17 protein-coding genes are annotated in these 14,101 nt (G+C 60.5%); 7 read left to right on the top strand and 10 right to left on the bottom strand.

Annotation, left to right across the window (positions count from 1 at the left end):
• Positions 1 to 252 precede the first annotated feature (252 nt).
• On the bottom strand, positions 253 to 1,125 hold the full coding sequence (locus tag HMPREF2943_RS03505) for a LysR family transcriptional regulator (RefSeq protein ID WP_070710812.1): 873 nt from the start codon (positions 1,123 to 1,125) through the stop codon (positions 253 to 255).
• A 70-nt stretch (positions 1,126 to 1,195) separates the two neighbouring features.
• Here HMPREF2943_RS03505 and HMPREF2943_RS03500 point away from each other — a divergent pair, with 70 nt between their 5' ends.
• Positions 1,196 to 2,347, top strand: a complete 1,152-nt coding sequence (locus HMPREF2943_RS03500) for an MFS transporter (protein WP_070710811.1) — start codon at positions 1,196 to 1,198, stop codon at positions 2,345 to 2,347.
• A gap of 11 nt (positions 2,348 to 2,358) precedes the next feature.
• Positions 2,359 to 3,651: a copper oxidase gene (locus HMPREF2943_RS03495; RefSeq protein WP_070710810.1), complete on the top strand. Its 1,293-nt coding sequence runs from the start codon at positions 2,359 to 2,361 to the stop codon at positions 3,649 to 3,651.
• 124 nt (positions 3,652 to 3,775) lie between these two features.
• Here the strand turns inward: HMPREF2943_RS03495 and HMPREF2943_RS03490 are convergent, their stop codons facing one another.
• On the bottom strand, positions 3,776 to 5,212 hold the full coding sequence (locus HMPREF2943_RS03490; protein ID WP_210399716.1) for a TM0106 family RecB-like putative nuclease: 1,437 nt from the start codon (positions 5,210 to 5,212) through the stop codon (positions 3,776 to 3,778).
• Between the two features lie 76 nt (positions 5,213 to 5,288).
• Here HMPREF2943_RS03490 and HMPREF2943_RS03485 point away from each other — a divergent pair, with 76 nt between their 5' ends.
• Both HMPREF2943_RS03485 and HMPREF2943_RS03480 read left to right on the top strand, forming a co-directional pair.
• Positions 5,289 to 5,921, top strand: a complete 633-nt coding sequence (locus tag HMPREF2943_RS03485; RefSeq protein WP_070443229.1) for a DUF6474 family protein — start codon at positions 5,289 to 5,291, stop codon at positions 5,919 to 5,921.
• A 102-nt stretch (positions 5,922 to 6,023) separates the two neighbouring features.
• Positions 6,024 to 6,341, top strand: a complete 318-nt coding sequence (locus HMPREF2943_RS03480; protein WP_070644472.1) for a histone-like nucleoid-structuring protein Lsr2 — start codon at positions 6,024 to 6,026, stop codon at positions 6,339 to 6,341.
• On the opposite strand, the gene HMPREF2943_RS03475 is transcribed toward HMPREF2943_RS03480, so the two are convergent.
• Both HMPREF2943_RS03475 and HMPREF2943_RS03470 read right to left on the bottom strand, forming a co-directional pair.
• The gene (locus HMPREF2943_RS03475) at positions 6,338 to 6,976 is read right to left on the bottom strand and encodes a LuxR C-terminal-related transcriptional regulator (protein ID WP_010188464.1); all 639 of its coding nucleotides are present in this window, start codon (positions 6,974 to 6,976) and stop codon (positions 6,338 to 6,340) included. The genes HMPREF2943_RS03480 and HMPREF2943_RS03475 overlap by 4 nt on opposite strands.
• A 36-nt stretch (positions 6,977 to 7,012) precedes the next feature.
• The gene (locus HMPREF2943_RS03470; RefSeq protein ID WP_070443225.1) at positions 7,013 to 8,185 is read right to left on the bottom strand and encodes a sensor histidine kinase; all 1,173 of its coding nucleotides are present in this window, start codon (positions 8,183 to 8,185) and stop codon (positions 7,013 to 7,015) included.
• Here HMPREF2943_RS03470 and HMPREF2943_RS03465 point away from each other — a divergent pair.
• Positions 8,184 to 8,738 carry a DUF2020 domain-containing protein gene (locus HMPREF2943_RS03465; RefSeq protein ID WP_070710813.1) on the top strand — a complete coding sequence of 185 codons (555 nt, stop codon included), beginning with the start codon at positions 8,184 to 8,186 and terminating at the stop codon, positions 8,736 to 8,738. The two genes, HMPREF2943_RS03470 and HMPREF2943_RS03465, sit on opposite strands and share 2 nt — an antisense overlap.
• Positions 8,739 to 8,759: 21 nt before the next feature.
• Here HMPREF2943_RS03465 and HMPREF2943_RS12485 read toward each other — a convergent pair whose 3' ends face one another.
• Positions 8,760 to 8,912, bottom strand: coding sequence for a hypothetical protein (locus tag HMPREF2943_RS12485; protein ID WP_049154629.1), 153 nt, complete (start codon positions 8,910 to 8,912; stop codon positions 8,760 to 8,762).
• Entirely contained in the window at positions 8,912 to 9,670 is a 759-nt protein-coding gene (locus tag HMPREF2943_RS03460; RefSeq protein WP_070710809.1) for a class E sortase, read from the bottom strand. The genes HMPREF2943_RS12485 and HMPREF2943_RS03460 overlap by 1 nt, the downstream gene beginning before the upstream one ends.
• Before the next feature lie 65 nt (positions 9,671 to 9,735).
• On the opposite strand from HMPREF2943_RS03460, the gene yidC reads away from it, so the two are divergent.
• Positions 9,736 to 10,722 carry a membrane protein insertase YidC gene (gene yidC / locus HMPREF2943_RS03455; protein ID WP_070443221.1) on the top strand — a complete coding sequence of 329 codons (987 nt, stop codon included), beginning with the start codon at positions 9,736 to 9,738 and terminating at the stop codon, positions 10,720 to 10,722.
• Here the strand turns inward: yidC and HMPREF2943_RS03450 are convergent.
• From HMPREF2943_RS03450 to HMPREF2943_RS12480, 4 genes are all read right to left on the bottom strand, one after another.
• The gene (locus HMPREF2943_RS03450; protein WP_070443219.1) at positions 10,679 to 11,287 is read right to left on the bottom strand and encodes a TetR/AcrR family transcriptional regulator; all 609 of its coding nucleotides are present in this window, start codon (positions 11,285 to 11,287) and stop codon (positions 10,679 to 10,681) included. The genes yidC and HMPREF2943_RS03450 overlap by 44 nt on opposite strands.
• Before the next feature lie 68 nt (positions 11,288 to 11,355).
• Entirely contained in the window at positions 11,356 to 11,616 is a 261-nt protein-coding gene (locus HMPREF2943_RS03445) for a GlsB/YeaQ/YmgE family stress response membrane protein (RefSeq protein WP_070443217.1), read from the bottom strand.
• A gap of 139 nt (positions 11,617 to 11,755) precedes the next feature.
• Positions 11,756 to 12,652: a universal stress protein gene (locus tag HMPREF2943_RS03440; RefSeq protein WP_070443215.1), complete on the bottom strand. Its 897-nt coding sequence runs from the start codon at positions 12,650 to 12,652 to the stop codon at positions 11,756 to 11,758.
• Positions 12,653 to 12,698: 46 nt separating this feature from the next.
• On the bottom strand, positions 12,699 to 12,839 hold the full coding sequence (locus HMPREF2943_RS12480; RefSeq protein WP_168160887.1) for a hypothetical protein: 141 nt from the start codon (positions 12,837 to 12,839) through the stop codon (positions 12,699 to 12,701).
• Here HMPREF2943_RS12480 and HMPREF2943_RS03435 point away from each other — a divergent pair.
• Positions 12,775 to 13,827, top strand: coding sequence for a pseudouridine synthase (locus HMPREF2943_RS03435; protein WP_083311465.1), 1,053 nt, complete (start codon positions 12,775 to 12,777; stop codon positions 13,825 to 13,827). The genes HMPREF2943_RS12480 and HMPREF2943_RS03435 overlap by 65 nt on opposite strands.
• The last annotated feature ends 274 nt before the right edge of the window (positions 13,828 to 14,101 follow it).

Here is a 14,101-nt window from a genome sequence, read left to right as displayed (position 1 = left end):
CCGCTACGCACCCCGAAACCGGAAGAGCCGCTTTGCGGAGGACCACCCAACCCCGATATCCAGACCACAACTGCCCGATCCGCCAAAGTTATGCGCCGTCATTGCAGATCCGAGAGGGATCTTCGTCATGTTGGGCAGTTGGCCTATCCGTTAAGACACTCTGCCGCCTGGGAGCACCAGTGCCAGGCTGCCACACGAGGTCTCCAGCCCTGAAGCGCTCCGCGCGTTGGCGGCCGCGCTGCCGTTCGATAGCTAGTCAGCGGTGCGTGCCACAACGAAATCCTTGAAGTGCTCCACCGGCGGGGCATCATCGCCCTCGCGCCACACCAAACCCAGCTCACGGTAGGCCTCCGGCTCTAAGGGAATGAGGTTGCGGGCTTTCAGGTACGGGTCATCAAGCGGCAGCAACGCTGATCCCAGTCCGGCGGCCACGAGGCCGGCCACGGTGGTCAGCTCCATCGACTCGAAGACCAGGCGGGGGCTAAAACCGGCTTCGCCTGCCAGGGAATCCAGAAGCATGCGCGTTCCATAACCCGGCAGCATGCCGATGAAGGGCTCGTCGCGAAAATCTTCCATGCGCACATTGCCTTTTCCTGCCGCCCAATGCCCTTCCGGGACCGCCAGCCCCAGTCGTTGCAGCTTGAGCTGGTGCCAACCCAGCGGGCCTGGGTTTATAGGTCGGGGACCAACCAGCGCTAAGTCGGACTCGCCGGCTGCTACTCTGTCCACCAACTCCCGGGCCGCCCCCTGGTGCAGGCGAATATCCACGTGCGGGTGTTGAGCGCGATAAGCCTTGAGTAGCTCCGGGACCATCCACGTGCCCAGGGAATGCATGAAATCGAGGCGCACGGTACCGTGCTCCGGATCCATAAGTCGGGACACGGCATCGCGCGCAGCGGCTTCCGACAAAAGCATCCGCCGCGCGTGTTCCACGAAGGCCCGGCCGCGGGCATTAAGCCGCAGGCGCCGGCCGCTGCGCTCAAACAGGCTGGCCCCCACTTCGGCTTCGATGCGCTGCACGCGGCGGGTCAGCGCGGATTGGGAGAGCCCGAGGGCGTCGGCAGCCGCGCCGACGAGGCCATGGTCGGCCACGGCGACGACGCCGCGCACATCCTCCAGATTCATGCACACCTCGCATGCTTTATGTAACTTTTAGACATTTTACACATAACCCGCGCTAGGCCATGCTTGGTGCATGACCAGAACGCGGCGCGCCACCATTGCCATGCTCTTCGTGGGCCTGGCAATTTTTTCTTGCCTCTACCCCACCCAAGCCATGCTGCCCACCTTGGTGGAGGACATGGGCATGTCCCCCACGGAAGCCGCCATGACCATCTCCGCGGCCACGGGTGCCCTGGCCATCTGCGTGATCCCCGTGTCCATCATCTCTGAGCGCATCGGACGCGGAAAACTGCTGCTTGTGTCCACCATCGCGGCCACGCTCATCGGCATGCTCGTTCCGCTGGCCCCCAACCCAGAAATCCTCATCGCCACCCGCGCGCTCCAGGGAGCCGTCATCGCCGGCGCACCTGCTACCGCCATGGCCTGGATTTCGGAGGAGCTAGAAAGTTCCTACGTTGCCCGTGCCATGGGTTTGTACATCGCCGGCACCACCATCGGCGGACTGACCGGCCGTCTCATCCCGACTGGGCTGCTCGAGCTCACGTCCTGGCGCTGGGCCCTGGCAGGCTCCAGCCTGGTCACACTCATCCTGGCCATCATCGCGGCGATCTTGCTGCCCTACCAACAGAATTTCACCCCGAAGGAGATCCACTTCCGCTCGGAGCTGCGCGCCATCTTCCGCCATGCCCGGGACACCCGCCTGATCCCCTTATTCATCGTGGCCTTCGTGGCGATGGGCACCTTCGTGTCCCTCTATAACTTCTTGGCTTTTAGGCTCATCGACCACTTCCACCTCTCGCCGGGCTTGGCTGGCTTGGTCTTCCTCTTCTACCTCACCGGAACCTGGTCCTCGGCGCGCGCTGGCCGGCTGGTTACCCAAGTGGGCCACGCCAACACGCTGCTGCTCTCCTGCGCGCTCTTTGCCGTGGGCATCGCACTGTGCATGGGTTCGCTGATCCCCACCCTGCTGGGCATCGTGTTATTTACCATCGGCTTTTTCGCCGCACACTCCACCGCGTCGGGCTGGGTCGGACACATTGCCACCCACGACCGCGCGGAGGCCTCCAGCCTCTATGTCTTCTTCTACTACCTGGGCAGTTCTATCCTGGGCGCGCTGGCCGGCGTGCTCTTTGACTCCCTGTCGTGGACCGGCTTCATTGCCGTCTACGCCGCCCTCGCAGCAGGTATCGCGGCGCTGAGTTGGGCGGTGAGAAAAACCGGATAAACTCGTGTTTTATGGATAAGTGGTCACCGCGTACATGGCACCGGAAGGCATCGCGCCCAGTCAGTCTGTGGATGATGGTCTTCCTCATCGCGGGCGCGACCCATACCTTTATTCCGAATTACCGCTGGGTCCTCATCCACCTCTTCACGCTCGGCATCCTCAGCAACAGCATCGTGGTGTGGTCCCAGCATCTCACCGAGAAGTTCGTGCAGATCAAAGTACCTCTTTCTGCCCGCCCGCGGCAGCTCGCACGCATTTATCTGCTGAACACAGGCGCTATCTTCACCCTCGTAGGTCAGACGCTCGTCGAAGCCTGGGAACGGCACTGGCTGCTTACGCTGGTGGGTGCCGCACTCGTTGCGACTGCCGTGGCTTGGCACGGCGCGGCCCTCTTTGCCTTATGGCGCCGCGCGGAATCCAAACGATTCCGCCCTGTCGTTGCTGGTTATGTGGCCTCCGCCTTCTTTCTTGCCGTGGGCGCCACCCTGGGCGCTTTCCTCGCGACGCATCCCTCCCATCCGCGCCTACTCATCGCCCACGTGGCTGCCAATATTGGCGGCTTCGTGGGCCTTGCGGCAGCCGGCTCACTGACCATCTTGTTCCCCTCCATCTGGCGCACCAAGGGAATCAATCCGCGCATGAGCTTAAGCTTCACCCTGCTGGGCCTAGGCGTCATCGCTACTGTGGTGGGCAGCATCTGGAATGTTCCGCAGGTAGGCCTCATCCTCTACTGCGTGGGCTGGGCGCTCAGCCTGCAGGGCTGGCTCGTCAACGTCCTCACCGTGGTGCGTAATCCGCGTGGACGCATTAGCTTCCCGGCACTTTCCGTGCTCTTTTCCTCTTTCTGGCTGCTCGGCGGTCTGATCTATTACACCACCCAGCACTTCTTCTCCAGCGAGCCAAAGATTCCTATGCTCGCGCTCGTCGTGGGCTTTGGCGCCCAACTGCTCATCGGCGTCATGGGCTATATGCTGCCGACCACTATGGGCGGCGGCCCCTCAGCGGTGCGGGCTGGCCTGCGCGAATACAACCGCTGGGGGCTCGGGCGCTCTGCGTTCGTCAACGGCGGGCTCGCCCTGTGGCTGGCCACCTCTAATTCCCTCATCATGGTTGCCGCCTCGCTGCTCTGCCTCGGCTCCATGGCCAGCTTCCCCATCCTCACCGCCCGCGCGGTCAAGGCCCAGAAAGCCGTGCTGCTCAAGAGGGCCGAGGGCCCAGCCCCGACGACCACCACAGACTGGGACCAGGCGTGGGTGGCCCTTGCAGTACTCATCATCCTCGGCGGACTCAGCCTCATCCTGTAGATCCCCAGACCTCGATCCCGCAACCTCCTGGTGAGCGGTGGGCGTCGGCAAGCGCTTGGCGACGCCCACCTGCAGGTTGCGGGTTTCAAGTCTGGGGCCTTGCACACAGGAAGGCAGAGAGAAGCTAGGGCTCGAGGGGGGACACTCCCGGCGCGCCATCGGTCATCCACTCGCGGACGGCGTGGGTAGCGCTCACATCGCCCGCGTTGTAGCGCAGAATCTGCGCCCGCGCGGCGGCATCCCCGGCAACGGCGGCGCGGCGAGCATTGACGGATTCCTCACCATCAAACTCTTCCGGCCATTCGAAACCCGCAACGGGGGCCACGGTCTTCAGGCCCAGCCCCGCAGTGCCAGCGAAACTGAGCTTGACGTGGGCGAACATATCCACCCATTCTTCCGAGGAGATGAACTCTTCCACCTCCTGGAGACTGGGCTTAGAAAAACGTTGGGCGGATCTGCGCATCCAATGGTTCTCACCATGGGCGGAGTAGCAGTAGGCTGCGAAGGTCTTTCCTGCCTCATGTGCCTCAGCGCGCACCCGCATGAGCCAGTCCCAGAACTCAGCGAAATTCTCCGCTTCCGCGCGGCCACCGAGCAGTTCCCACGTCACGAAGGAATGGTATTCACCGTCCAGTAGCGCACCCCACAGGTAGGCCCCCTGATCCAGGTAGGCCTCCATATCCACATCAACCTCGACATCCGCGCGGGGAACGCTGATCCGGTCACGGCGCAACAGTGGGACGCCTTCACGCCAGGCAGCGGCAAGGGCGGAAGGGGTGCCGAGGGAGGCATCAATAAGCCCTTGCACTGTCGTGATACCGCGCTCACGATAGGGCTTCGCGCGGTCGCCCGGCAGGAAGAGCGAGATGTCATCGCGGGCTTCCAGCTCCTCCCGGCACAAAGGCCAAAAGCGGCAGGAGGCGCACTCTTTAACGCGGCGTGGGCCCGCTGGTAGTGGCTGCGCCAACGCCTCATCGATGGCAAAACGCGAGGTATCCGTAACAAAAGCTTGGCTGCGATCCTGGCCAATCGCAGCGCCCCTGCCGGAATTCAGGCCTACTTCTTCCAAGCCCCGCGCGGCCAAGGCCAACCGGTAGCCATCGACGGCATGGTGCCGAATCTTGTACTTTGCCGGTAGCGGCTCACTCAACCCCAAACGATGGGTAGGCACAACCAGCGTACGCGAGCTCTCGTGCGGGCGGGCCACGCGGTGATCAGAAACGATGACAGGACTGTATTTATCCCCATCCCGCACTAGGAGCTCCACGCGCACCATCCACTCGGAAGTAGAAAACACAGCGTTCGTAATGTGCGTATAGCCGTGAACAAGTGCTTCCAGTGTGGCAAGCGCTCGCTCGAAATCATCCCCCTCCAGGTCAATCCGGCGGAAACGCCCCGGCCCCTTCTTGGGAAGGCGGTTGAGCGCAGCATCGATGGCGGCCGCGTGGCGCTCCGCGCGGGCTTGGCTCACCGCGGTGCGTGGGATCTCGGGATGCGCGCGGCGCTGCACTAAGCGATAACGGCAGCCCACAAGATCCGTGGCAACGAGCACATCCTTCACAGCAGGTGAGCTTAGTAGACCACCTTGCTAGAGTTGTAGCGAGACCCTAAAGATAGATTAATAAAAGGACGTTTCAATGGGCATTATGAAGAAAATCCGCAAGGCCCGCCGTGAGGCCCGCGCTGAGATCAAGGCCGCTAAGACCCGCGCAAAGGCAGAGGTCAAGGCTGCAGATAAGGCCAAGCACCGCCAGCAGAAGCTGCTAGCCAAGCAAGAAAAGGCACTTATTAAGTCTGAGGAAAAGGGCTTAAAGAAGCGCCGCCAACACGAGTACAAAATGGCCAAGAAAGAACTCGAACGCATCAAGCAGGGCCGTTTTAATAAGGACAATGTCAAGCGCTATGCCGGTGCCCTGCGCACCGCAGCACCGCTTCTTTTGCCCTTGATCTACCGCGGCATCACTGCCGCCCAGCGCGAGGTGGAAAAGAAGCGCGCGCAGAAAGCCGGTGTCAGCGCCGAACAGCTGGCGTCCTTCTCCGGCCACGGCGCGCCGCTCAAGGCCCGCACCGCGGGTATCCGCAACTCTCTCAAGGACGCGCAGCTTCCCGCTGGTTTCAAGCGCGACGTCAAGGAGCGCCTCAACGAGCTTGACTCCGCGATTGACAATGCCGAGTACATGACTGATCAGCAGCGTCAGCGCGCGCACCGCTCTATTTCCGGCGAGATTGACTCACTGAACGACGAAATCCAGGCCAAGCTGGGCGCTTAGCCTCTCAGCGCGCAGACGTCTACCCTTCAAGCCGCACTACCCTCCCCCAAGCGGGGAGGACACTCGTCGCGTATCCACATCGTTCAGCCGGAATGGAGATTCATGGCCCGCCGCGAAATCACTCAGTTTTTTGATGATATCGATAACAAGCCCCTCAGTGAGGAAGAACTGATCGTCATCCGCTTCAGCGTTGACGGTAAGGACTATCTTCTCGACGTATCCCAAGAAAACGCCGACAAATTCCACGCTGCGCTGGACCCCTTCATCAAGGCGGCCCGCCACCCCGTTAAAAAGGACACCCGCCGCTATAAGCCAGCCGATGTCCGCGCGTGGGCCGCCAAGCACGGCTACCAGGTAGCTGAGCGCGGCAAGATCCCCAACGAGGTGATTTTGGCGTACCGCAACGCCAACAATCTTTAAAGAACGCCCTGCTCGCGGGCAGCAGCCACGGCGGAGGTGCGGGAGCGCACGCCTAGTTTGTCGTAGATGTGAACTAGGTGAGACTTCACCGTCGCCTCCGAGAGCATCAGTTCCACACCGATCTCACGGTTGGAGGAACCCGCCGCCACCAGCTTCAATACTTCAAGCTCGCGCGGGGTAAGGGAGGTGCGCGGGGTACGCACGCGGGTCATCAGTTTATCGGCCACCACGGGCGAGAGTGCCGAATCTCCTTCGGCCGCCGAACGTACCGCCGCGAGCAACTCCACCGGTGGCGCATCCTTCAGCAGGTAGCCCACCGCTCCGGCCTCGATGGCTCCGAGGATATCCGCATCGGTGTCATAGTTGGTCACCACGAGCACCTTGGGGGGATTCTCCATGGAGTAGCGGATAGCAGCGGTTGCTTCCGCGCCGCCCATGACGCGCGTGCCTTCGATGCCCGCGCCGAAACGCAGATCCATGAGGAGGACGTCGATGCCACCCGCCTGTGCCGCGGAAACAGCGGCCTCGGCCGTAGCTACCTCGCCCACGACCTCGATATCCTCTGCTCCCTCGAGCACCGAGCGTAGACCTAGGCGTACGATCTCGTGGTCGTCGGCAAGCAAGACCCTAATCACGGGCTTCCTCCTCATTGGTACAGTGTGGACAATTTCCTAATCTACATCGTTATCTAAGGGCACACTAACTGAGACCGCCGTGCCGCTGCCTGGCGTGGATTCAATCACGACTTCTCCGCCGAGCTCCTCTGCGCGCCTGCGCATCGCCGATAGACCAATATGGCCCAAACCCGCCGGCTTATTCTCCACCGCCGCGACATCAAAGCCCTCTCCATTGTCCACGACGTCCACGCGCACCTCATCCGGCGCATAGGTCACGGTGACCCGCGCCTTGCTGGCGTGAGCGTGCTTGACGACGTTCCCCATCGCCCCCTGCGCAATCCGCAACAGTGCTGCTTCCACCTTCATGGGCAACTGCTGCGTATCGCCCTCAACGTCCACAGACACGTCGACCCCACCGGTTGCCGCGAAATTATCCGCCATCCGCGTCATGGCAGCTCCCAGGGAAGTTTCCGAGAGTGCCGCCGGCTGAAGTGCCGCAATCATGGCGCGCGCTTCATGGAGGTTATCCGCTGCGGTGCGCCGCGCGAGCTCAATGCGCTCTTGTGCTTTGGGAATATCCTCTTGGTCGAGGTCTCGGTCAGCGGCATGCAGCAGCATCTGGATGGAGGACAGGCCCTGCGCCAGGGTGTCGTGGATCTCGTGGGCGATGCGCTGGCGCTCAGCCGTCATGCCTGCCGTGCGCTCAGACTCTACAAGTTGCGAACGGGTCTTCACCAATTCCTGGTTCATACGGCTCAGCGCGCGGAAGGCGTAGGTAATCGCGATTGTCACCAAGGCCGATACCGCGGGGCCCATGATGCCGCCGAAGGACAACCCACCCGGTATCTGCACCAGCACGGTCATCACCGTGGCCGCGATAACGCAGATGATGCCGGGGATCATCTCCAGTACGTAGAGGTACACAAAGTACAGGGAAAACACCAGGTAGATGGCCGCGGGCGCCACCGCCATATCCGCTAGCCACAACACCGTGAGAATGACTATCCAGCCATAACGCGCGATGCGCGGCAGGGTCTCTAAGTAGGCGGAGCCCCCGAAGTACACCACGGCAAAGGACACCAAGAGCAAAAGGTTCAACACACCTTGCCACAGAGGAAGGCGTACCGTGGTAAAAATTGCCACCACCAGCAGCGTCGCTGTCAGGACGTGGATACCGTTGCGCAGGGCATCCGATTCAACCGAGCGCTGGTCTAGTGTGGACGTCATGCGCCACAGCCTACTTCCCTCGCTTACTGCCTGCCTGATCGGCATCGGCTTCACCGTCGCCGGATGCTCGGATGCAGCCGACCCCACCCCCAGCACCCCGGCCGCGAGCCCTGCGCCACGCACCGATGCGGGCGATGGCCTGCCTATCGACGCCACGGCGGAGGTCAGCGACTGGGAAGACTGCCCCTATCTGGATACCCAATGGGTGGCCGATACGAACGGGCAGAGGATGACCCGGTGGGGCATCGACAAGCGCTTTAGCACCCCCGCCTGCGTGTTCTGGTCCTACCCCGAGGACCCACAAGCCACCGTCCTCATCCGCCAGATGCCCAACGTGGAGGAAGCGCGCGCAGTCGTGGACTGGGCCGCCCCGGTAGAGGACACGGAACTCGCCGAATTCGATGGCTGGTCGGGTGGGCGCGGCGTCTTTGAGGACCACACGGTCTTTGCCGTGCAGAAGGACAACCGTGCCGTGGTGGTGTGGTCGAACCAGCTGCAAACGCTCAAGCCCCAGCTCATAGCGCAGGAAGCGATCAAGCGTTTAGGCCTATAAGGCCTAAACGGCGACTAAGGGCTAAACGGCGACGTCGTTATAGGGCATCTGCGCTGCTACCCAGGGAAACACAACCTCCATGAGCAGGAAGAAAACCCCTACGGCAAGGGCCAACGCCAGCAGGGCTTTTACCGCGGTGGGGCCGGGCAACAGGTTCCACAGTGCGCGATACATTAGTTCTCCTCCAAGACTGCGGGGCGGTCATTGTCATCTGAGCCGGGCGCTTTAGCCTCCCGGTCGGTCTCCATGGCGTGCACGATCATGCGCTCCGCATTTGAGAACTGCGGATGACACGTCGTGAGCGTAAGCAAGGATTCGCTCGGCTCAACGCCCTCCGCCCCAGGAACAGGCTGGAGCACGCTGACATCGCCCGGCAGCGTGATGTGGCGGCCCTGCACCGGCTGGTACTCCGCCTTGGCTTGCTGCTCCTGGCTGAAGCACTCCCCCGGGGAACCGTCGATAGGCAGCACGCGGTAGGTGATCCACTCCGTCGCAGTTTCGATGACGATGGCGTCGCAGGTGTGCAGGTTGCCCAAATCATTAAAGGGCGCGCCCTTGCCCACGCGGTGCCCGGCGACGGCAAAATTTCCCGGCTCACCGGGCATCTGTGTCTCCGTGTAGCGCCCTGGTCCGCGCAACAGATCATCCTCGTTGGTGCCTTCCAGAACCGCGAAAGCGAAATCCGATCCAAAGGCCGGTATGTAGAGGCGCGCAAAGGCCTCACCAAGTTTCGGGGCGTGGCCCCCTCCTCGCGGGTTGTGCCATTCTTCCTGCAGCGTCTCATTGGCTTGGTTCTGCATCTGGCCAGACTTGATGTTGGTCCAATAGGACTCATAGAAAGCGAAAAGCAGCAGCAGCACGCCGGCCGTCAGCATGAGCTCACCGATGACGGTACCTACGGTCGGTCGAGTGCGTGCAGTGGGGTGAGGCATACCAGCATCTTAGACTCCCTGTAACGTGTAAGTGCCCCACCACCCTGCAGGAAGAGGAGTAGGCGATGATCAGCATCTTCATGTACCCGGTCTCCGGAATCATGAAACTCTGGCACCTGCTATTTGCTTCTTTCCTGGACGGTTCGATGGCGTGGATCCTCACCATCGTCTTCCTGGTACTCACAGTCCGGGGAATCATCGCTCCGCTGAATTGGCTTTCCGTGAAGCAGGGCCGCATCGGCGCACTCATGCGCCCGGAGATGACCGAGCTCAACGAACGACTCAAGCAGGCCGATTCTGTCGATGATGCCGTCACTATCCTGACCAAGCAGCGCGATCTTAAGGAACGCTTCCAGCACAACCCCATGGTGGGTTGTTTCCCGGTTTTCCTCATCTTCCCAGCCTTCATCGGTCTCTACCAGGTGGTCCTTAGAGTCTCGGGCTCGGCGAATGAACCGGTGGGAATGCTCACGCTTGACGACGTCTCCTCCTTCCGCGCCTCCACCGTCTTCGGCGTCCCCCTCACCGACTTCGCCCGCGAGCATCACGACTTGATCCTGCCGATGCTCGTGGCGGCACTCGCGTTCACCTCGCTGAACACCCTTATCACGCTCTACCGCGGCTACCTCACCACTCTTTTCGATCAGAAGATTCCGCGCCGCTTGTTGTGGTTCATGGCGCTCACGGTCTTTCTCATTCCCTGGATGCTGTGGGCGGTAGCGTGGAACGGTCCCATCCCCGTGACCATCATTTTCTACTGGGGCTGCTCCTACCTCTTCACCTTGCTACAGACTTTGGCGTACGAATTCATCCTGCACAAGCGCTATCCCTTACCGGAAGCTGTCCACGAACAGCGGCGGGAGAGCATTCGACGCTGGCGGGCTAAGGAAAAGAAGAAAGAGAAGAAAGCCGCCAAACAGCGCCTCAAGGACAACCCTGCGTACAAGGAGGAGTTGGCTGCTGCCCGCAAACGCCACTCTGCGATTGTGGCGGAGGCACGCAAAATTCTTAAATCGAATAATCGGCCGGAGGCGCCGACAGAAGCTGAATAGCCAACTGCTTCGCGGTGACGAGCGGGGCGACGTCACGGGTCAGGCGGGCGCCGGCGAGACCACCATCAAGGAAGATAAGAATCTGGCTCGCCTGCTCCTCTGAGGGATAGCCATTCTTGGCGTTAAGGAGTGCCGTGATGGTGGAATGAATCCACGTTCGGTGCTCCACGCAGGCGGCCACGATGCCCCGCTCGGCGTCTGTCTCTGGGCGTGGGTATTCGCCAGCTGCGTTAAGGAAGTGCGAGCCGCGAAACTCCATGGCTGGCTGCTCTTCGATGGCCTTGTCGAAGAAAGCCAGGATCTTGTTCTCCGGGTCAGTGGCATCTTCGGTGCGCTTTTGCCAATCTGCGCGGTATTCCTCATCGAGGGCCTCGACATAGGCGATAACGAGGGCATCCTTGGAGCCGAAAAGAGAATAGAGCGAAGCCTTTGCCACATCTGCCTCGCGCAAGATGCGGTCAATTCCGATGACGCGGATACCTTCGGTGGTAAAGAGCCGCGTGGCGGATTCGAGTAGTCGGCTACGCGGGCTCGGGCGATTACGGCGCGACTTCTTTTCGGCCATTTCTTCTCCTCACATGACAAAACCGGTTCATCTATACAATATAGACAAACCGGTATGTATGCGAATTATTATTTCTTGCGGCCCGTAATGGCCCCCACGATCCACAGCAGGATGCAAGCACCGACGGTCGCAGTAATAATCATCAGGAACCAGCTATCGCCGACATCCTTATTAAACAGCGCCAGCAAACCGCCACCAATGAGGCCGCCGATAACACCAACGATGAGGTTGGTGAACAGCCCCTGGTCACGCTTCATAATCTTCTCTGCGAGCCAACCCGCAATGATGCCAACAACAATCGATCCAAAGAAACCGAGACCAAGTCCCATGTCACTCACTCCTTCTCTCAACAGTAAATAGCTTTTATTTACGCACTTCCCACCGTACGCGTTAAAACATCAAAACGACCCGGGCCCACCATTTATCCAATAAATGGGCCCGAATCGTTATAGCGGAGTTATGCGAAGGTTACTCGGAGTCCGGACGTACCACCATCATCGGGCAGGGAGCGGACTGCAGCAACGCGCGGGAGGTAGAACCAAGCAGCATACCCTTGAAGCCACCTCGACCGTGGGAACCCACGACGAGCAGCTGAGCGCCCTCGGAAGCTTCCGTCAGCGCACGGACAGGACGGTCACGAGCGATAACCTTCTTCACCTGTACATCCGGGTACTTCTCTTGGAACTCTGCAAGGCGCTCGGTCAGCAGTTCTGCCTGCTCCTTCTCCACCTCAGCCCACTCCGCCTGGGCTGCCGAGAGGCCAGCCAGGGAAGCTTGAACCTGCATATCCATCCACGTGTGAACAGCAATCAGCTCTGCGCCACGGGCATCCGCTTCCTTGAAGGCGTAATCAGTTGCCTTCTGGGAGACCTCGGAGCCATCGACACCGATGACGACAGGACCGTACTTGGTGGACTCAGTGACGTGGTTATCCTCACGGACTACGACCACCGGGCAGGAGGCATGGGAGACCACGGAGGCAGAAACCGAACCCATGACCATTCCGGAAAGACCGCCCATGCCGCGGGAGCCCATCACAATCATGGTGACGTCCTTAGACATCTCCAACAGCATATCGATCGGGGAACCTTCAGCCACGGTGTGGCCAATCTTCAGATCCGGGGCAACCTTGTGGGCCTCGGCGCGGGCCTCCTCAATCTTTTGCAAGGTTTCCGCCTGGAGGTCATCGAAAAGCTCCTTCGGCGGGACCATGCCTTCGGCGTAGAGGAACTGCGGCATCGTATAACTCGATGCGATACGCAGTGGGATACCCCGCTTCACCGCAGTGTTGGCAGCCCAGCGGACGGCGTTCTTCGACGCTTCCGAACCATCGACGGCTACGACGACAATGTCTTCCTTTGCCATGACCTTTCCTTTCGAAGTGCTTACACTTCCAGTCTAATACCTATTATTAGACCTGTGGGGTGGTCGCAGCATCTGCGTTGGCAGGGAAGAGAATGTTGTAGGCGGCCACGACAATGTCACGAATGACGGCACCGATACCATTAGAGAAGAAATCGATGACGGGTGCGAGAATAGAGTTGAAATCCATGGGACAAAGAATATCGCAAAAAAGGCGTGGCGCAACACCACTTCCTATCCGCGATGGACTAAACCCCACTCACGCTCGCGTATCCGACGGGCCAATCACTGCGTGGGACTTCGTACACAACCTCATCACCACGCAGCGCCACCGGCACCCCGAAGACAACGAGGCCGCGCTACAGGCACGCTTCGATGCCAACGAAGTTGTACGCCAAGACGCTTCACCCCTACGCCCCGACAGCATCCTGGCTTCCAACGCCGTGGTGTACTTCTACCGCATGCCGGCACCAGAAACGCCCGTCCCATACGAAATACCGATTCTCTTTGAAGACGAACGCCTTTTGGTCGTCGACAAACCACCCTTCATGGCCACCATGCCCCGCGCCCGCCACATCACGGAGACTGCCACCGTGCGCCTGCGTCGGAAAACCGGAAACAACGAGTTATCCCCCGCGCACCGCCTCGACCGTCTCACTTCCGGCATCCTCGTCTTTACCAAGGACCGCTCCATACGGGGCGCCTACCAAACGCTGTTTGCCGAGCGCCGCGTCACCAAGACCTACGCAGCCATCGCGCCGCTTGCCGACGTCTCCCCCGGCACCGTCTGGCGCTCCCGCATGGAGAAGACCCCGGGGGAACTACAAGGACGCATCGTCGAAGGTGAAGTCAACGCCATCACCGAAGTCGCCGGCGTGGAGCCAGTAGATAAGGCCCCGTACGAAGCTATCCACGGAGCACTACCTGAGCTAGCGAAGTACACACTCAAACCACAGACCGGGAAGACTCATCAATTACGGCTCCATATGCTCCAAGCCGGAGCACCCATTATTGGCGACCCCATATACCCGGTCATTTACCCTGCCGAGGCCGAAGACATGCGGATACCAATGCATTTGACGGCAACGCACATTTCATTTGTTGACCCCTTAACTGGTGCCGACCGTGAATTCTCATCACAATTACCATTACAGACCTATCATCTATTAAATCCATAAATAGATAAACGAAAATAACATCGCCTCTGAACAGTGGCTATGGCCTGAACCCTGGAAAGCAGTTTGGTGCTTGATGTTCTCAACTTCGGGGTTGTGGGGTTGTGTCTTAGATGGCAGGGTAAGCGTTGTTGTTGAGGACGGCTCGGCCGCTTTCGGCGGGGTTTTGGTGGAAGAGCCCGGGCCTGTGCTTGGCTACTTGGGCTTGGTTGTTGCGTGTTTTATAAGTGCAGACGTGGAAGTACATACCTGCAGCGTGACTGATCAGCAGGCCCGG

This window comes from Corynebacterium sp. HMSC072D12 (assembly GCF_001813925.1).
In the GTDB taxonomy this organism is placed as follows: Bacteria; Actinomycetota; Actinomycetes; order Mycobacteriales; family Mycobacteriaceae; genus Corynebacterium; species Corynebacterium aurimucosum.
The sequence above is the reverse complement of the archived record's forward strand: the minus strand, read 5'-3'. Positions and strand labels throughout refer to the sequence as shown.